This window comes from Caulobacter sp. UNC358MFTsu5.1, assembly GCF_000712075.1.
Classification (GTDB): Bacteria; Pseudomonadota; Alphaproteobacteria; order Caulobacterales; family Caulobacteraceae; genus Caulobacter.
This window is the reverse complement of the sequence record NZ_JONW01000007.1, coordinates 180836-199400: the sequence shown is the minus strand read 5'-3', so window position 1 is coordinate 199400 and position 18565 is coordinate 180836. Positions and strand designations below refer to the sequence as shown.

Sequence of the window (18565 nt, the reverse complement as noted above, 5' to 3'; positions counted from 1 at the left end):
TCCCATGCCGAAGATCACCGCCGCTCGCGTCATCGTCACCTGTCCGGGGCGCAATTTCGTCACCCTGAAGATCGAGACCAGCGACGGCGTGCACGGCGTCGGCGACGCCACGCTGAACGGCCGCGAACTGGCCGTGGCCAGCTATCTGGCCGATCACGTGATTCCCTGCCTGATCGGGCGCGACGCCCATCAGATCGAGGACATCTGGCAGTACCTCTACAAGGGCGCCTACTGGCGTCGCGGCCCGGTGACCATGGCCGCCATCGCGGCGGTCGACATGGCCCTGTGGGACATCAAGGCCAAGATCGCCGGCCTGCCCCTGTACCAGCTGCTGGGCGGCGCCTGCCGCACCGGCGTGATGGTCTACGGCCACGCCAACGGCGCGACGATCGAGGAGACCCTCGAGAACGCCCAGGCCTATGCCGAGAAGGGCTACAAGGCCATCCGCCTGCAGTCGGGCGTGCCCGGTCTGAAGGGCGTCTACGGCGTCTCCAAGGACAAGTTCTTCTACGAGCCGGCCGACGGCGACCTGCCGACCGAAAGCCTGTGGTCGACCGAGAAGTACCTGCGCAGCGCCCCCGCCCTGTTCGAGGCGGCCCGCGACAAGCTGGGCTGGGACCTGCACCTGCTGCACGACGTCCACCACCGCCTGACGCCGATCGAGGCCGGGCGCCTGGGCAAGGACCTGGAGCCCTACCGGCCGTTCTGGATGGAGGACGCCGTCCCCGCCGAAAACCAGGCCAGCTTCCGCCTGATCCGCCAGCACACCACCACCCCGCTGGCGGTGGGCGAAATCTTCAACTCGATCTGGGACTGCAAGCAGCTGATCGAGGAACAGCTGATCGACTATATCCGCGCCACGGTGGTCCATGCGGGGGGCATCACCCACCTGCGCAAGATCGCCAGCTTCGCCGACCTGCACCACGTGCGCACCGGCTGCCACGGGGCCACCGACCTGTCGCCGGTCTGCATGGCCGCGGCCCTGCACTTCGACCTGTCGATCCCCAATTTCGGCATCCAGGAATACATGCGCCACACCGAGGCGACCGACGCGGTGTTCCCGCACGCCTACAGCTTCGCCGACGGCATGCTGCATCCCGGCGAGGCGATCGGCCTGGGCGTCGACATCGACGAAGCCGAAGCGGCCAAGCACCCCTACAAGCGCGCCTACCTGCCCATCGCCCGTCGCGAGGACGGCTCCATGCACGACTGGTGAGGCTGTCCCGACATCGTTTTTCGCCAAGGCCTTAGGACGAAAGTCGGACTTTGGAGACCGGTGTCAAAAATAGCCCGCGCGGGTCAGGTCGGTTATGCTATCGCGAGTCTGAGGGGCCCTCGGGTCCGCCGCCGAGAAACTGACGAAGACACATGGCCGAGAACGTCAAGCTCTACCGCCGCATCGCCGACTCGATCGCCGAGGCCATCGAGGGCGGCCAGTACAAGCTTGGCGACCGCCTGCCCACGGAACGCGAGCTGGCCGAACAGTTCGGCGTCAGCCGCCCCACCCTGCGCGAAGCCATGATCGCCCTGGAAATGCTGGGCATGATCGAGGCCCGCCACGGCCTGGGCATCTATGTCACCGGCGACGTGCGCCCGGTCACTCCGGCCAGCGCCGAGCCGGCCTTCGAGATCGGGGCGTTCGAGCTGATCGAGGCCCGCCGCCTGTTCGAGGGCGAGGCCGCCGCCCTGGCCGCCACCGCCATCACCGACGACCAGATCCAGGAACTCGAGGCGCTGATGGAGCGCATGGCCCGCGAGGAGGAGATCCTCGGCGAGGACGCCGACCGCGAGTTCCACATGGTCATCGCCCGCGCCTCCGGGAACGGCGCGATCATCGCCACGATCGAGAACCTGTGGGACTGGCGCAACCGCTCGCCCCTGGCCCGCAACATCCTGACCCGCGCCCGCGGCATGGGGCTGGAGCCGCGCATCGTCGAACACCGCCGGGTGTTCGAGGCCCTGAAGGCCCGCGACCCGGCCGCCGCCCGCCAGGCCATGCGCGACCACCTGGAACGCGTCATCGACCACCTGCTGCACGCCACCGAGACGGAAGCCGTCGAACGGGCCAAGCAGGAGACCGGCGCCCGGCGCAGCGCCATCGCCAAGCGCGTCGCCATCTGACAGCGCTATCCCCGGGAGGCGGTCATGCTCGATCTGATCCTGATGCTGCAGACGGCTCCCCTCCAGGAGGCCCCCACGGCCGTCGCGCCGGTGACCGTCTCGCCCGAGAAGCAGGCGACCCGTCCCATCCCGCTGTGGGCCGAGAAGGTCCAGCCGCGCGACTGGCCGTTCATCGGCGGCGTCCAGGACCGCTCGATCCTGGTCTTCGCCAAAACCGCCGCCAATCCGCCCGGGTCGCCCTACCAGGAGGTCTGGATCCGCCACGAGTACCAGGCCGTCCAGACCGACGCCGCAGACGGCGTCGCCCTGGCGCCCTACCGCTCGGAAAAGCTGGTCGAGGAGGTCGACTGCGCCCGGCAGGTCTTCCGCAGGCTGAAGGCCTATCGCCACGCCGACAACAACCTGGAGGGCCAGGCCCAGGCCCTGGGCTTCACCGAGGCCGCCTGGACCGCCCCCGAGCCCGACACCTTCGATGCGACCATCGTCCGGGACGCCTGCCTCTAGCGCCTTCAGGCGACCCGATGGCCCAGGGCGGCGGTCACGCCGTCGGTCAGGCGATCATAGAACGCCCCCTCGCCCACGGCGTCGACGATCCCGGCGCGCTGCAGCCGGTCCTTGATCGGGTCGCGCACGCGGGCGAAGGCGACCAAGACGCCGTCGTCCTTCAGGCCACGGATCACGCGTAGGAGGACGTCGCACGCGCTGGTGTCGACCAGGCTGATCGCGCTGGCGTCGATCAGCACGTGTCCTATCGGCGGCGACGCCTTGGCCACGGCCGCCTTCAGCTCGCGCTCGAAATGGCCGGCGCTGGCGAAGAACAGGTCCCCGCCCGGATTGAAGATCAGCAGCCCCGGGAAGGTCCGGGCGTCGGGGTGCAGGCGGATGTCGCGATAGGCCTGCTCCTTGGGCAGCTTGCCCAGCACCGCGCTCTTCGGATGGCTGGCCTTGTAGATCAGCATCAGGAGCGAGAGCAGCACGCCAAGAGCGATCCCCTGCATCACGCCCAGGACCAGCTCGCCGGCGATCACCACGACCATCATGGCGAATTCCCCGGGCGCCTCGACCGCCAGCCGGCGCAGGTAGGCGGGCTTGGACAAGTGGAGCATGGCGGCGATGACGATCGCGGCCAGGGTCGGGTGCGGCAGTCCGTGGAACAGGGGCGTCAGGAAGATCAGGGTCAGGAAGCACAGCAAGGCCGCGACCAGGTTGGCGACCTGGGTCCGGGCGCCGGCGCCGATGGCGACCGAGGTCTTGGACAGGCTGCCGACCGCCAGGAAGCCGCCGAGGACGCCGCTCAGGAGGTTGGCGAAGCCGTGGGCGATCAGCTCCTGGTTCGGATCGACGTCGTCGCCGTCCGCGTCGGCCCGGGCGGCGCCCAGCGCCTCGGCGTAGCCCACCAGCACGATGGACAGCGCCCCGGGGGTCAGGGCCAACAGCAGGTCCGGCGACACGCGCGGCGGGGTCAGGTGCGGCAGGCCCGACGGCAGCGGCCCGACCACGCTGACCCCCGCCGCCGTCGCCCCCAGCAGCGCCACCAGCGCCGCGCCGGCCACGGCGACGATCAGGGCGGCGGGCAGCCGGGGCGAAAGGCGGCGCAGCGCCAGCATCGCCGCCAGGCTCAGGAGGCCGGTCAGGGCCGCCGCGGGCGCGACCTGGTCCAGGCTCCGCGCGATGAACCGCAGCTTCTCGAAGACGTCGCCCTGAACGCCGTGCAGGCCCAGCAGCGGCGCGACCTGGCCGAGGATGGTGACGCAGATCAGCCCCTCGATGAAACCGCGCATCACCGGCGTGGCGATGAAGGCGGCGATCCATCCCTGCCGCAGGAGGCCGAACAGCAGGAAGAACACGCCGATCAGCACGGCCAGCGTGCCGGTCAGGGCCCCGAAGTCCGCCGAGCCCCGCGCCGCCAGCGCCCCCACCGTCAGGGCCGAGATCACGCCTGTGGCGGTGTCCGGACCGACCACCAGCGTACGCGAGGTCCCGAACAGGGCGTAGGCGATCAGGGGCGGGGTTAGGGTGTAGAGACCCATGATCGCCGGCACGCCGACGATCCCGGCATAGGCCATGCCCTCGGGGACCATGACCGCCCACAGCGCTAGCCCCGCCAGGATGTCCGCGGAGAGCCAGCTGCGGCGATAGGCCGGAAGCCAGCGGCCGATCGGGACGAACCCCGTCCAGGATCCGGCGACGTCGAACATGCCCAGCTCCTCCTCGCCGCCGGCGGCGCCTGGGGACCTGGAGCCCTACAGCCCCTGCCCCTTCAGCACTTCCGGATCGATCGCCAGACCGTAGAGGTAGCGATGCCGCGAGGTCGAGCCGCGTTTAAGCTGCTTCAGTTGGGCGTCCTGCACGTCGGTCAGCTTGAACGGCCGGTAGCCCCGGCCTCGCAGGCAGGTCTCCAGCGCCGGCTCCAGCTGGTCGGCGACGTTGTTGAAGGTGCGGTACTGGCTGCGCTTGGCGCTCTCGATCACCTCGAAGATGTCCTGGCCGTCCATCGCGAACACATGATCGACCGTGGGCACGGAGACGGGCGTGGCGCTGCCCGCCAGCCAGGCGCATTCGACGGCGTCGGTGCGGTACTGCAGGAACGAGATCCCGGGCTTGCCCCAGCTCCGCCCGCCCGGCGCGGGCTGGGCCTGGACGGCCCCGGCCAGCAGGCCCCCAACAGCTGTAACGGCGAGGGTCAGGATCGCGAGCCTCAACGGGAAAGGACGCATCTTCAGCCTCCTCGTCTCGCCCCGACTATCGCAGGGCCCGGGATCGAAACAAAGCCCTAGCGCCGCACGCCTTCCACCGGCCCCAGATAGCTCGCCGGCAGCTCGCCGCGCGAGATCACCAGCCGCTCGAACACCACGCCGGGATCGACGCGCCACAGCCGGATGCGGTGGGCGCCGGCCTTGGCCGCGGTCAGCCGGATCGTCTGGACGCGGGTATTGTCGGCCACGGCCTTCTCCCAGCTCTTCTGGCCCTCGCCTGTGCGGGTCTCGCCCTCGTGCAGGTTGGCGATCACCGGCGGGGCGTCGTCCAGCGAAACAGCGTAGCGCAGACCGCTTCCGCCCCGGAAGTCGAGGCTGGGGGCGGTGAAGACCCGCAGGTCGAAGTCGCCCGCCTGCTCCAGGTCGATGGCGTAGTCGAGGAAAGCCCCCTGCCCCGGCGCGCTGGACGGCGCGGTCGAGGGCGAACTGGTCACGCCTGAAAGGGTCCGGCCCAGGCCCGGGATGGTCGTCCAGGAGACGCCGCCCGCGCTTGCGGCCGCCGCATGGTGCTCGGCCTCGATGGCCAGCGGTCCGCCGGCCTCGACGAAGGCGGCCTTGGCGGTCTTGCGCGGCGCGCCGTCGACCACCGCCGTGACCGTCACCGTCTTGCCGTCGGCGCCGGTCAGGACGATCGGGACCCGGCGCGCCGAGGCCGGGGCGGCCTTCCAGTCGACCGAAACCTCCAGCCGCGTGTCGCCATTGGCGGCGGCCGGGCCGGACGCGACCTTCAGCCAGGGCTCGCCGGCCTTGGCGCTGAAGGCCAGGGGCGCGGCGCCCCGGTTGAACACGTCGATCCAGCGGCCGGCGGCGCCGTCGCGGGCCAGGGGCGGCAGGTCGGCGGCGTCGGCCACCACGTCCGCCCGGCCCTCGACCGCGACGCCCCAGCCGGCGGCGGGTTTCACCGCCACGGTCGCCGGGATCACGTTGCTCGGCGGCTGCTGCCAGTAGGTGTAGCCGATGTGGGTCTGGCTCATCATCTTGCGCCACTTGCCGCCGGCCAGGTCCTCGTCCCACTGGCGCACCAGCTCGGCGTCGCGGGCGAACAGGGCCTGGACCTTGCCCGCCTCGGCGTTGGCCGCTATCCGCCCCTGCTTGGCGTACAGCGCATTGCGGCCAGCGGCGATGTAGAGCCGGGTGTGGTTGGCGCTGGCCTGGATCGGGAACCAGACCAGCTGGAAGAAGGCGTCGTCCTGATCCTTGGGCAGCACGCGGCGCAGGACGTCGGCGCGGCGCTCCAGGTCGGCCCACTCGGCCTCGACCCGCTCGGCCTCGCGGAAATTGACCAGGCTGAAGGTCGAGCCGTCGATCAGCTCGGGCTTACGGCGGGCGTTCAGACGCGTGTAGCCGTCCAGCAGGGCGGCGATCTCGTCGGCGTGCTCGGAACCGAACTGGGCGGCGGCCCAGTCGCGGGTGAAGCCGGCCATCTTGCCCACCGTCATGGCGTCCGGGTCCCAGGCCATGTCGAGGAAGAACTCGGTCGGCAGTTCCATGGGCTTGAGATCACCCACATTGACGATCCACAGCCGGTCGGCGCCGTAGTCGCGGGCCAGCTTCATCTGCTCCCAGGTGCGCGAGACCTGGTTGGTGTTGAGCCACTTGTAGTTCCGCGGCCCGCCCACATAGTCGAAGTGGTAGTAGACGCCGTAGCCGCCCGGCCGGGTCTTGCCCGGTTCCGGCAGCCGCCGGATGTCGCCCCAGTTGTCGTCCGAGAACAGCAGGGTCACGTCGTCGGGCACGCGCATGCCGGCGTCGTAATAGTCCTGCACCTCCTTGTAGAGCGCCCAGACCTGCGGGGTGCTTTCCGGAGGTTTTCCCGTCACTTCGCCGATGATCTTGCGCTGGTCGGCGACGATGGTCTCCAGGAGCTTGGTCGCCGTGCCCTGGGTCATCGGCTCGTCGCCGTCGCCGCGCATGCCCACGGTCAGGACGCTCTCGTTCGCCCCCATCCGCTTGACGCCCTCGCGCCAGAAGTCGCGCAGCTTGTCGGGGTTCTTGCCGTAGTCCCACGGGCCCTGGCCGTAGCGCTCCCACTCGACGTGGGCGCGGCCCAGCGGCTCGTGGTGCGAGGTGCCCAGCACCACGCCGTATTCGTCGGCCAGGGGCGCGCTCAGCGGGTCGTCGTCATAGATCGACTTGCCCCACATGGCCGGCCACAGGAAGTTGCCCTTCAGGCGCAGGGTCAGCTCGAAGACCTTGGCGTAGAACTCGTGGTTCACCCCGCCGAACCGCTGCTGGGCCCAGCCCGACAGCGCCGGGTCCTCGTCGTTGAGGAAGATGCCGCGATACTTGACCGCCGGCTTCAGCACACGCCGGCCGGCGGCGACATAGGCCTGGTCCTTCACCGGGATCGGCGCGTCGGCCCACCAGCTCCAGGGCGAGACGCCAGCCCGCTCGATCAGGTCGTAGGCGCCGAAGATCGTGCCGCGCTTGTCGGCGCCGGCGATGACCAGGGCCCGGGCCACGCCCGGACGCGGGTTCTCGACCACCTGCTGGACGAAGGCCTCCCACTGGCCTTTGACCCCGGTGACGTCGAGCTTCCCCGAAGCGATCAGGGCGTCGATGACGGCGCTCTTGCCGATCGTGCCGATGATCACCACCGGCGCGTCCTGCGCCGGCCGGGCGTCGGCCGACAGCTTGGAGAGGTCGCCGCGGACGTCGTTGACCGCGCGCAGCACGCCCGGCCAGTCGGTGACGTCGGTCTCGATCCGCGCCGAGCGCCCGGCGGCGATCAGCGGGAAGGCGCCGGCCGCCGGTGTGGCGGAGACCGCCGCCGGCTCGCCGGCCCGGGCGGGCGCTGCGATGGCCACGCCCACGGCGAGGGCCGCCGCCAGGGCCAGGGCGGACACGGCGGTGCGGATCATGGGTCTACTCCCAAAACTTCACTTCGCGCGCGCCCCCTCCGGCCCTCCGGGCCACCTCCGCCAGAGGGGGAGCTGTCGCGAAGCGACTGAGGGGGTCCCGCGCCCTAGGCGACCGTCAGCGTCGCCGGCTTCAGCTGGGCCGAGTTCGGGCCCGACAGCAGGGTGAACTTGCCCGGCTCGACCACGCGCTTCATGTCCAGGTTCCACAGCGACAGGTCCAGCGGCGAGACCTCGAAGGTCACCGTCTGCTTGGCGCCGGGGGCCAGGGTCACGCGCTTGAAGTGCTTCAGCTCCAGCAGCGGACGGGTCACCGAGGCGGCCTCGTCGTGGATGTAGAGCTGGACCACCTCGTCGCCGGCGACCTTGCCGGTGTTGGTCACGTCGATCTCGACCTTGACGCTCTCGTTGGTCCCGATCTGGTCCTTGGCCGGACGCGGGGCCGAGATGTCGAACGTCGTGTACGACAGGCCGAAACCGAACGGATAGAGCGGCGTCGTCTCGTCGAACAGATAGCCGCGGCGGGCCGTGGGCTTGCGGTTGTAGTAGATCGGCAGTTGGCCCACGTCGCGGGCGATGCTGACCGGCAGCTTGCCGCCCGGATTGGCGCGGCCGAACAGGATGTCGGCGGCGGCGTTGCCGGTCTCCTGGCCCAGGTACCAGCCCTCGACCAGGGCGTCGGCCCGCTCGGCCAGCAGGTTCACCGACAGCGGACGGCCGTTCAGCAGGAACACCACCGTGGGCTTGCCCAGGTCGAAGATCGCCTTGGCCAGGTCGTTCTGCTGGCCGATCAGGTCCAGGCTGTCGCGGTCGCCCAGGTGGTTGTCGGCCCAGGCCTCGCGGCTGGTCTGCTCGTTGTCGCCCAGCACCATGACGACGATGTCGGCCTTCTTGGCCACCTCGACCGCCTCGGCGATCAGCTTGGCGTTGACGGCCGGGTCGACCAGCTTGACCTCGTCCTGGGCCCAGACGCGGCTCTCGGTAATCCGCACCGCCTCGGCGTAGTCCAGGGCGAAGCCGCTCTTCTTGGCCTCGGCCTGCAGGCCGTCCAGGATCGACACCACGTGGCGCGGGATGTCGCTGTAGCCGCCGATCGGGGTGTCCTTGGCGTGGGTGCCCAACAGGGCCATGCGCTTGAACTTGGAGGGGTCCAGCGGCAGCAGGCCCTTGTCGTTCTTCAGCAGCACGACGGCCTTGCGGGCGGCCTCGCGGGCCAGGGCGATCGCGTCGGGCGCGGCGGTCTTGGCGTCGGCCGTCTTCTCGTCGGCGTAGGGGTTCTCGAACAGGCCGCCTTCGAACTTCATGGCCAGGACGCGTTCGACGGCCTGGTCGACGGCGGCCTGGGGGATGCGGCCCGACTTCACCAGCTCGGGCAGCAGGGCGTAGGCCTCGCCGTCCGGCAGCTCGACGTCGACGCCGGCGTTCATGGCCATCACGGCCGTGTCCGCCAGGTTGTCGGTCATCTTATGGCGGGCCATCAGTTCCTTGATTGCGAAGTAGTCGCTCTGGACCGAGCCCTTGTAGCCCCACTCCTCACGCAGGATGTGGGTCAGCAGCCAGCGGTTGGCGTGCGAGGGCACGCCGTCGATCTCGTTGTACGACGGCATGACCGAGCGGACCGGCAGCTCCTTCACCGCCCGTTCGAACGGCGGGAAGAAGTTCTCGCGCAGGGTGCGCTCGGCGATCTGGGCCGGGCCGACATTGGTGCCGTTCTCGGGCTGGCCGTGGCCGGTCATGTGCTTGAGGGTGACGAACACCTTGTCGGGGGCCAGCGGCAGGGTCTTGCCCTGGAAGCCGCGGATCGCCGCCAGGCCGATCTCGGCGCACAGGTGCGGGTCCTCGCCGTAGGTCTCCTCGATGCGGCCCCAGCGCGGGTCGCGGGCCACGTCGACCACCGGGGCCAGGGCGATGTTCGAGCCCCGGGCGCGCATCTCGCGGGCGGCGACGGCGAAGACCTTCTCGGTCATCTCGGTGTCGAAGGTCGAGGCCAGGGCGATGGCCTGCGGGAAGCTGGTGGCGTCGCGCGCCACATAGCCGTGCAGGGCCTCGTCGTGCATCAGCAGCGGGACGCCCAGGCGGGTCTTCTCCATCGCCCACTTCTGGGCGGCGTTGATGTAGCGGGCGGTTTCCTTGGCGTTGCGGTTGACCGAGCCGTCGTCGGCGCCGGCGGCGGCGTCGACCACCGTGGCGGGCTTGAGCCCCTTGCGGTCGGTCGGGCGGGAGATCTGGCCCAGGCCGTTGGGGAAGTTCTTGCTGGCCGCCTCCGGCGAGAACTCGCCGGCGTCGGTCTGGATCTTGTTCTTGGTCAGCCAGATCCCGACCAGCTGGGCGGCCTTCTCCTCCAGCGTCATGCGCGAGAGCAGGTCGCGGACGCGCAGCTCCACCGACTGGGTCGGATCCTTGTAGAGGGGCTTGTCCCCCTTCCCGGCCTTGGGCGCGGCGGCGCGGGCGAGGGTCGAGGTGGCGGCGGCCAGGGCGGCCAGGCTGACGCCGAGCGTGCGGCGGGTGACGGTCTGGCTCATGATCTCTTTCGTTTCCCCACGATGGAACGGACCGTCGAACGGACGGTGGCGGCGTTGCTCGCCGACGTTGGTCCACAGTATGGAAGGAGAGGTCTGACCACTCAAGTTTTTTATGGTACCGGTCTCATTCCATCCCCCAGAGTCGGGGGCGAGCAGACAAAGACCCTTCGTCGGACGGGCTTGGAGGAAGCATGGATATCGGTAAACGCGCCCTGGTCGGGCTGGCGATCGCGCTTTCGATCGGCGCCGGCCCTATCTCGATCGCGCCCACGGTCGCTTGGGCCGCGCCCGCCAAGCCGGCGCAGAGCGAGCGCTGGGTCGCCTCGTGGGCCACGGCCCAGATGATTCCCGCCGCCAAGGACGCCCTGCCCGCCGCCGACGTCGCCGACGGCACGCTGCGCCAGACGCTGCGGCTCAGCACCGGCGGCGGCAAGATTCGCATCAAGCTGTCCAACGCCTTCGGGACCGAGCCGCTGAAGCTGGCCGGCGTCCACGTGGCCCTGGCCGCCGCCCCCGGCTCGGCCCGCATCGACCCGGCCAGCGACCGCGCCCTGACCTTCTCCGGCCGCCCGGAGACGACGATCCCGGCCGGGGCCGAATACCTGTCCGACCCCATCGACTTCCCGGCCGCGCCCCTGGCCAACCTGGCGATCACGATCCGCTTCGACGGCGCGCCGCCCGCCCAGCAGACCAGCCACCCCGGCTCGCGCACCACCTCGTGGTTCGCCTCCGGCGACCAGCTGACCGCCGCCGAGCTGACGAACGCCAAGTCGCTGGACCGCTGGTTCGTGATCGCGGCCGTTGATGTCCAGCGCCCGGCGGGCGCCAGCCTGGTGACCTTCGGCGACTCGATCACCGACGGCTACGGCGTCACCACCAACGGCAACAACCGCTGGCCCGACATCCTGGCCGCCCGCCTGCAGGCCGACCCGCGCACGAAAGGCGTGGGCGTGCTGAACGCCGGCATCGGCGGCAACCGCCTGCTGCTGGACGGTCTGGGCCCCAACGCCCTGGCCCGCTTCGACCGCGACGTGATCAACCAGGCCGGGGTGAAGTACGTGATCCTGCTGGAGGGCGTGAACGACCTGGGCACCCTGACCCGCGACCAGCCCGCCACGCCCGAGGCCCACGCCGCCCTGGTGGCCCGGATGATCGCCTCGTACGACCAGATGATCCGCCGGGCCCGCGAGCGGGGCATCAAGGTCTACGGCGCCACTGTCATGCCGTTCGGCGGCTCGGGCTACTACCACCCCGACGCGGCCAACGAGCAGGACCGCCAGGCGATCAACGCCTGGATCCGCACGCCCGGCCGCTTCGACGCGGTGATCGACTTCGACAAGCTGACGGCCGACCCGGCCAACCCCAGCAAGCTGTCGCCGGCCTTCGACTCCGGCGACGGCCTGCACCCCTCGCTGGCCGGCTACAAGGCCATGGCCGACGCGGTGCCGCTGGCGCTGTTCGCGCACTGAATTCGTTCCCGGGGCGCAGAAGCTTCGAATTTCAGTTGTCATCCCGGAAAGCGCGCAGCGCTTGTCCGGGACCCAGGTGAACCGCAAAGCCTTCGCCCAGTCCCCTGGGTCCCGGACAGCCCCTGCGGGGCTTCCGGGATGACAACTGTTTTGTCGTTGATTTTACTAGGGTATTCGGTCGCCGAGATTGCGCCTCAAGTCTCGCGCCATGCCGAACGGACATGGCGCGAGATCGGTTCGGCATTGGCCATCGCCCCTCGCCCGGCCCAGGCTGCGCGTCAAAAAGGGAGGCGTTGACGATGGCGAGCATTCGAGGCTGGTGCGGCTTGGCGATGGCGGCGGCGCTGGGCCTGTCGACGGCGGCGCCCGTACAGGCCGCCGCGCCCTCCCCCGCGATCGCCGATGTCGGGACCTTCTTCGTCGGCGGCCACTACGCCGAGGGCGGCAAGGTCATGACCGGCCAGGCCCACGTGCTGTACCTGACGCCCGCCAAGCGGCGGCACAAGACGGCCCTGGTGTTCATCCCCGGCGCCGGCCAGACCATCACCAACTTCCTCTCGACGCCGGACGGCCGCCCCGGCTGGGCCAAGCAGTTCGTCGACCAGGGCTGGGCGGTCTATCTGATGGACCAGCCGGGGCGCGGCGCCTCGGGTTACGACGAGAAGGCCTACGGCCCGGCCACCCGCCAGCCGCCGGACTTCGTCGCCAAGCGCTTCACCGCCCCGCAGGACTTCCCGCCCCAGGACGGCCAACCCCAGGGCTGGCCCCAGGCCCGGCTGCACGACCAGTGGCCCGGGACCACCGGCAAGCCGGGCGACCCGATCTTCGACCAGTTCTACGCCTCGCAGGTCTCGAGCACGGGCGGCGGCGTCTCGGCCAAGCTGGTGGCCGACGCGGGCGCGGCCTTGCTCGAGAGGATCGGCCCGGCCGTGATCGTCACCCATTCGCAGTCCGGCGCGTTCGGCTGGGCGATCGGCGAAGCGCGACCGGACTTGGTCAAGGCCATCGTCGCGGTCGAGCCCAGCGGCCCGCCGTTCTTCGGCGCCCCGCCGCCGTGGGGCGACAGCGACCCCGACAAGCTCTCGCGTCCCTGGGGCCTGACGACCACGCCCCTGACCTACGATCCGCCCCTGGCCGACCCCGCCGACCTGGCCAGGGTCCAGGAGGCCGCGCCCGAGCGCCCCGACCTGGTCCGCTGCTGGCGGCAGGCCGAGCCGGCGCGCAGGCTGGCGAACCTGTCGCGCTTCCCGGTCATGATCCTGATGTCGGAGGCCTCGTACCACGCCGGCTACGACCACTGCACGGCGCGCTACCTGACCCAGGCCGGGGTGAAGACCGACCTCGTCCGCATGGCCGACCACGGCCTGCACGGCGACGGCCACATGCTGATGCTGGAGAAGCACAGCGCCGAGGCGGCCAAGCTGATCGAGACCTGGCTGGACGGCCGCAAGCTGGATTGAAGCCCCGGCCGGGCCATGCCCGTTCGGCATGACCTCGACCGTCATCGGCATGGGCGCTGAACCGCGACGCGCCCTAGACTGCGCCGCCGCCAGCGACGCGCAGCCGTCGCGACGAACCTTAGGGATGACCGACCGATGAAGACCTCGACCGCGCGCCGCCTGATGCTCGCCTCCGCCGCGCTCGCCGCCCTGGCCGGGACCGCCGCCCACGCCCAATCGGTCAACCGCTTCCCCGACAAGGTCTGCGACGTGCGCGAGCACGGGGCCGGCGGCACGCGCATCTGGTTCGACACCGAGGCCTTCCAGTCCGCCATCGACGACTGCGCCAAGGCCGGCGGCGGCACGGTGCGGGTGGTGCGCGGCGAATATCTGATCGGCCCGATCTGGCTGAAGTCCAACATCCGGCTCGAGATCCAGAAGGGCGCCGAGGTGCTGGCCGCCACCGACCCGGCCCTGTTCCCGCAGGGCGAACGGGCCGGGCTGATCAACGTCAAGGACGCCGACAACGTCGCCGTGGTCGGCGAGGGCCTGATCGACGGCCAAGGCGCGGTCTGGTGGGAGCGCATCCGGGCGATCTGGCGCTCCAGCCCCAACTTCGCCACCGACGGCCAGGCCCGCCAGCAGCAGAAGGACGACCGTCCGCGCCTGATCCTGGTCAGCCACAGCACCAATGTCCGCTTCGAAGGCGTGCGGATCGAGAACTCGCCGTCGTTCCACCTGGTGCTGAACGACAGCGACCACGTGACGATCGACCGTGTACGGATCACCGCCCCGTCCAGCGCTCCGAACACCGACGCCATCGACCCGATCAACAGCCGCCACGTGGTGATCACCAACAACGTCATCAGCGTCGGCGACGACATCGTGGCGGTGAAGTCGAACGGGCCGGACGCCCGCTATCCGGACGCGGTGTCGTCCGACATCCTGATCTCGGGCAACACCATCCTGGCGGGCCGCGGCATCTGCATCGGCAGCGGCACCAGCGGCGGCGTGGCCCGCGTGCGGGTCGAGAACAACAGCTTCGACGGCTCGATGTACGGCCTGCGGATCAAGACCATGCGCGGCAAGGGCGGCAAGGTCCGCGACGTGGTGTTCAAGGACAACCGCATGACCGACGTCGAGACCCCGCTGGTCTTCACCAGCTACTACGAGTACCGCCCGCTCGATATCAAGGCCGCCAGCGCCCAGCTGAAGCCCGGCGGCTTCATCCTAGGCAACCAGATCTGGCCGGGGCCGGACGACGCGGCCCAGCCGGTGGTCCCCGACAAGACGCCGGACATGGACGGGATCGTGGTCGACGGCCTGACCGCCACCGGCGCCGACCTGGCCGGCATCGCCGTGGGCCTGCCTGAGCGCCCGATCGCGGGCCTGACCCTGCGCAATGTCCGCATCGAGGCCAAGCGCGGCCTGCTGGTCCGCAACGCCGCCGTCACGACGGCCAGGACCACGGTGGCGGCCGCGGACGGCAAGTCGTTCAACGTCGAGGCCGGCGGGTCGGTGAAATAAGCCCCCCAACTCCGCTCATCCCGGCGAATGCCGGGACCCAGATGGAAAAGCTTTGAAGCTGACGCCACGAGCGTTGAGCCTCTCCAATCAGCCACACCGCTTTGGGACCTGGGTCCCGGCATTCGCCGGGATGAGCGGTTGAAGAGCCATGCCGATCAGGCATGGCGCTAGGCCGTTTCGGCATTGGCGGCCATCGCCTCGAAACCCTAAGTTGCACACGTCGCCGTCAGGGGCGACCCACGTCCATCACTGTGACACCAGGGCGCCGATAGTCCCCCCCATCGGCGCCCTTTCTTTTTATCGCGCCGCCAGCTCGCTCCAGAAGGCCTCGGCGGCCGGGCTCTGGCGGGTGATCGGGCGAAAGACGCGGATGTCGACCGGGATCTCCAGGTCCGCGCCGCCGGCCCGCACCAGTCGCCCCAGGGCGACCTCGGCCTCGACCAGGCTGACCGGCAGCCAGGCCACGCCCCTGCCCTCGCGCGCCATGGTCATCAGGCTGGCCGCCAGCCGCGCCGAGAACACCGTGCGCAGCCCCTGGATGCGGTCGGCGAAGCGCTGGGCCTCGACGATCCGCCCCAGGCCCGACTCGTCGCTATAGGCCAGGTACGGGACCTCCTCGGCGCCGTCGATCAGGCTCCAGCGCGGCTTGCCGTCGGCGTCCGGCGCCGAGAACGGCGCCAAGGCGTCCTGACCGACCACCGCCGAGCGGAACTGAGCCCCGAACCGGCTGGGCGCGGCGGCGTGGTGATGGCACAGCAGGAACTGCGCCTCGCCGTGCATCATCAGTTCCTCGCAGGCCTGCATGCTGTCGGAGATCAGCCGGATCGGACCCATGTTGGTCCCGGCCTCCAGGTCGCGCATCCATTGCGGGAAGAAGGTGAAGGACAGGGCGTGGGTGGCCGCGAAGCGCAGGGTGGCCGCCTCCTGCCCGCCCGCCTCGCGGCTCTCGCGACGCAGCTGGATGATCCGGCGGATCAGCTCGTCAGCGCCCGTGCGGAACTGCTGGCCGGCGGCGGTCAGGGTGACGCCCGGGGTGGCCCGATCGAACAGCGGCGCGCCCACCCAGTCCTCCAGGGCCCGCACCCGGCGGCTGAAGGCGGGCTGGGTCACATGCCGGTTCTCGGCCGCCCGCGAGAAGTTCCCCGTCTCGGCCAGGGCGACGAAATCTTCGAGCCAGATCAATTCCATAGATGATGCCTGTTGCGCATAGCGATCGCCGAGAACGGCATTGGCTCGCGGTTTTCCGCTTGCCTAGGGTCCAGTCACCAACTGGAGAACACCGTGCGTATCCTCGACATCCGCGAGAAGACCGTTTCCATCGCCTCGCCGATCGCCAATGCCTATATCGACTTCTCGAAGATGACTTGCTCGGTCGTCGCCGTCATCACCGATGTGGTGCGCGATGGCAAGCCGGTGATCGGCTACGGCTTCAATTCCAACGGCCGGTACGGCCAGGGCGCCCTGATGCGCGAGCGCTTCCTGCCGCGCCTGGCCGAGGCCGCGCCGGACAGCCTGATCGACCAGGACAACGACAACCTCGACCCGTTCGCCATCTGGAAGACCCTGATGACGAACGAGAAGCCCGGCGGGCACGGCGAGCGCTCGGTCGCCGTCGGCACGCTGGACATGGCCGTCTGGGACGCCGTGGCCAAGATCGCCGGCAAGCCCCTCTACCGCCTGCTGGCCGACCGCTATCGCGGCGGCCAGGCCGACGACGAGGTCTGGGTCTACGCCGCCGGCGGCTACTACTATCCGGGCAAGGACGACGCCCAGCTGCAGGCCGAGATGCGCAGCTATCGCGACCGCGGCTACAAGGTCGTGAAGATGAAGATCGGCGGCGCGTCGCTGGACGTCGACCTGCGCCGCATCGAGTCGGTGCTGGAGATCGTCGGCGACGGCCAGAACCTGGCGGTCGACGCCAACGGCCGCTTCGACCTGGAGACCGGCCTGGCCTACGCCGAGGCCCTGAAGCCCTACAACCTGTTCTGGTACGAGGAAGTGGGCGACCCGCTGGACTACGCCCTGCAGGCCGAGCTCTCGAAGCACTACGAGCTGCCCATGGCCACCGGCGAGAACCTGTTCTCGCACCAGGACGCCCGCAACCTGCTGCGCCACGGCGGCATGCGCCCCGACCGCGACTACCTGCAGTTCGACTGCGCGCTGTCATACGGCCTTGTCGAATATCTGCGAACGCTCGAGGTCCTCGACCAGAACGGCTGGTCGTCGCGTCGGATCGTGCCGCACGGGGGGCACCAGATGTCGCTGAACATCGCCGCCGGCCTGCACCTAGGCGGCAACGAGTCCTATCCGGACGTCTTCAAGCCGTTCGGCGGCTTCGCGGACGGCATCGCGGTCGAGAACGGCTATGTCGGCCTGCCCGACGTGCCGGGCGTCGGCTTCGAGGCCAAGTCGGAGCTGATCGCCCTGATGCGGACCCTGACCGAGGACGTGACCCTGGCCAGCATCAAGGCCGCCTAGAACACCGCACGACCAGAAGACCCGGCGGTCCAACGCCGGGCTTCCTTCAAGGGGAAACGACCATTCCGACGCTCAAGAGACTGCTCTCCCAGATCTACGTCCAGGTGCTGATCGCCATCGTGATCGGCGCTCTCGTCGGTCTGTGGTTCCCCCACGTCGGGACGGCGCTGAAACCCCTGGCCGACGGCTTCATCAAGCTGATCAAGATGCTGCTGGCGCCGATCATCTTCGGCACCGTGGTGGTCGGCATGGCCAAGATGGGCGATCTCAAGGAGGTGGGCCGCATCGGCGTCAAGGCGCTGGTCTATTTCGAGGTGCTGTCGACCATCGCCCTGATCATCGGGCTGATCGTCGTCAACCTGCTCAAGCCCGGCGCGGGCATGAACATCGACGCGTCCAACCTCGACGGCCACGCCCTGGCCAGCTTCACCGAGGCGGCCAAGGAACAGGGCGTCGTGCCGTTCCTAATGGACATCATCCCCACCACCCTGGTCGACGCCTTCGCCAAGGGCGCGATGCTGCAGGTCATCCTGCTGTCGGTCCTGATCGGGGCCGGGATCAGCCAGATGGGCGCGCGCGCCAAGCCGCTGGTCGAGATGCTGGACCTGTTCCTGGAGGCGATCTTCAAGGTCGTGGGGATGGTCATGCGCCTGGCCCCGCTGGGCGCCGGCGCGGGCGTGGCCTTCACCATCGGCAAGTACGGCATCGGCACCCTGTGGTCGCTGGCCCACCTGCTGGTCGCCCTCTACGTCACCAGCCTGTTCTTCGTGGTGGTGGTGCTGGGCGGGGTGATGCGAGCCGCCGGCCTGCCGTTCTGGGCCTTCCTGCGCTTTATCCGCGAGGAGATCTTCGTGGTGCTGGGCACCTGCTCGACCGAGGCCGTGCTGCCCCGGCTGATGCAGAAGCTGGAGGACCTGGGCTGCGCCAAGCCGGTGGTCGGGCTGGTCCTGCCGACTGGCTACACCTTCAACGCCGACGGCACCTGCATCTATCTGACCCTGGCCACGGTGTTCGTCGCCCAGGCCACCAACACCCACCTGGGCCTGATGGACCAGCTGGTGATCCTGGCCGTGCTGTTGCTGACCTCCAAGGGTTCGGCCGGCGTGGCCGGCGCGGGCTTCATCACCCTGGCCGCCACCCTGTCGACCCTGCACGCCGTGCCGGTCAGCGGCCTGGTCCTGCTGCTGGGCGTCGACCGCTTCCTGAACGAAGCCCGCGCCGTGACCAACCTGATCGGCAACAGCGTCGCCACCGTGGCCATCGCCAAGTGGGACGGCGCCCTGGACATGGACAAGGCCCGCGAAACCCTCGCCGGCCGAAACAAACCTGCAACGTCTTGAAATTAGCGTGGCCCTGAATGACACCGGTTTCCAAAACAAGACTCGATACGAGCGT

The 18565-nt window shown here is 69.8% G+C and carries 13 protein-coding genes; 8 read left to right on the top strand and 5 right to left on the bottom strand.

Annotation, left to right across the window (positions count from 1 at the left end; genetic code table 11):
- The first annotated feature begins 4 nt into the window (after window positions 1-4).
- From manD to BR39_RS0113605, 3 genes are all read left to right on the top strand, one after another.
- Window positions 5-1216 (top strand): mannonate dehydratase, encoded by a 1212-nt coding sequence (manD, locus tag BR39_RS0113615; RefSeq protein ID WP_029912754.1) that lies wholly within the window; start codon window positions 5-7, stop codon window positions 1214-1216.
- Window positions 1217-1368: 152 nt separating this feature from the next.
- Window positions 1369-2121, top strand: coding sequence for a FadR/GntR family transcriptional regulator (locus tag BR39_RS0113610; protein ID WP_029912751.1), 753 nt, complete (start codon window positions 1369-1371; stop codon window positions 2119-2121).
- A 24-nt stretch (window positions 2122-2145) separates the two neighbouring features.
- Window positions 2146-2625, top strand: a complete 480-nt coding sequence (locus BR39_RS0113605) for a surface-adhesin E family protein (protein WP_029912748.1) — start codon at window positions 2146-2148, stop codon at window positions 2623-2625.
- 5 nt (window positions 2626-2630) lie between these two features.
- Here BR39_RS0113605 and BR39_RS0113600 read toward each other — a convergent pair whose 3' ends face one another.
- The 4 genes from BR39_RS0113600 to BR39_RS0113585 all read right to left on the bottom strand — a co-directional run bounded on the left by BR39_RS0113600 (window position 2631) and on the right by BR39_RS0113585 (window position 10257).
- Window positions 2631-4319 (bottom strand): SulP family inorganic anion transporter, encoded by a 1689-nt coding sequence (locus BR39_RS0113600; RefSeq protein WP_029912745.1) that lies wholly within the window; start codon window positions 4317-4319, stop codon window positions 2631-2633.
- A 45-nt stretch (window positions 4320-4364) separates the two neighbouring features.
- Complete coding sequence (locus BR39_RS0113595; RefSeq protein ID WP_081916774.1) at window positions 4365-4838, bottom strand: hypothetical protein; 474 nt, start codon at window positions 4836-4838, stop codon at window positions 4365-4367.
- Between the two features lie 56 nt (window positions 4839-4894).
- Window positions 4895-7738 carry a glycosyl hydrolase 115 family protein gene (locus tag BR39_RS0113590; protein ID WP_029912740.1) on the bottom strand — a complete coding sequence of 948 codons (2844 nt, stop codon included), beginning with the start codon at window positions 7736-7738 and terminating at the stop codon, window positions 4895-4897.
- A 104-nt stretch (window positions 7739-7842) separates the two neighbouring features.
- Complete coding sequence (locus BR39_RS0113585; protein ID WP_029912736.1) at window positions 7843-10257, bottom strand: glycoside hydrolase family 3 N-terminal domain-containing protein; 2415 nt, start codon at window positions 10255-10257, stop codon at window positions 7843-7845.
- A 191-nt stretch (window positions 10258-10448) separates the two neighbouring features.
- Here BR39_RS0113585 and BR39_RS0113580 point away from each other — a divergent pair, with 191 nt between their 5' ends.
- From BR39_RS0113580 to BR39_RS0113570, 3 genes are all read left to right on the top strand, one after another.
- Window positions 10449-11726, top strand: a complete 1278-nt coding sequence (locus BR39_RS0113580; RefSeq protein ID WP_029912733.1) for an SGNH/GDSL hydrolase family protein — start codon at window positions 10449-10451, stop codon at window positions 11724-11726.
- A 299-nt stretch (window positions 11727-12025) separates the two neighbouring features.
- On the top strand, window positions 12026-13186 hold the full coding sequence (locus tag BR39_RS0113575; RefSeq protein WP_197026701.1) for an alpha/beta hydrolase: 1161 nt from the start codon (window positions 12026-12028) through the stop codon (window positions 13184-13186).
- Window positions 13187-13321: 135 nt separating this feature from the next.
- Complete coding sequence (locus tag BR39_RS0113570; protein WP_029912729.1) at window positions 13322-14692, top strand: glycoside hydrolase family 28 protein; 1371 nt, start codon at window positions 13322-13324, stop codon at window positions 14690-14692.
- A gap of 297 nt (window positions 14693-14989) precedes the next feature.
- On the opposite strand, the gene BR39_RS0113565 is transcribed toward BR39_RS0113570, so the two are convergent.
- Window positions 14990-15880 (bottom strand): LysR family transcriptional regulator, encoded by an 891-nt coding sequence (locus BR39_RS0113565; RefSeq protein WP_029912726.1) that lies wholly within the window; start codon window positions 15878-15880, stop codon window positions 14990-14992.
- Window positions 15881-15973: 93 nt separating this feature from the next.
- Between BR39_RS0113565 and BR39_RS0113560 the strand changes: the two genes are divergently transcribed.
- Both BR39_RS0113560 and dctA read left to right on the top strand, forming a co-directional pair.
- Window positions 15974-17170: a mandelate racemase/muconate lactonizing enzyme family protein gene (locus BR39_RS0113560; protein WP_029912723.1), complete on the top strand. Its 1197-nt coding sequence runs from the start codon at window positions 15974-15976 to the stop codon at window positions 17168-17170.
- A 62-nt stretch (window positions 17171-17232) separates the two neighbouring features.
- Window positions 17233-18510: a C4-dicarboxylate transporter DctA gene (dctA, locus tag BR39_RS0113555; RefSeq protein ID WP_029913443.1), complete on the top strand. Its 1278-nt coding sequence runs from the start codon at window positions 17233-17235 to the stop codon at window positions 18508-18510.
- Window positions 18511-18565: the final 55 nt, after the last annotated feature.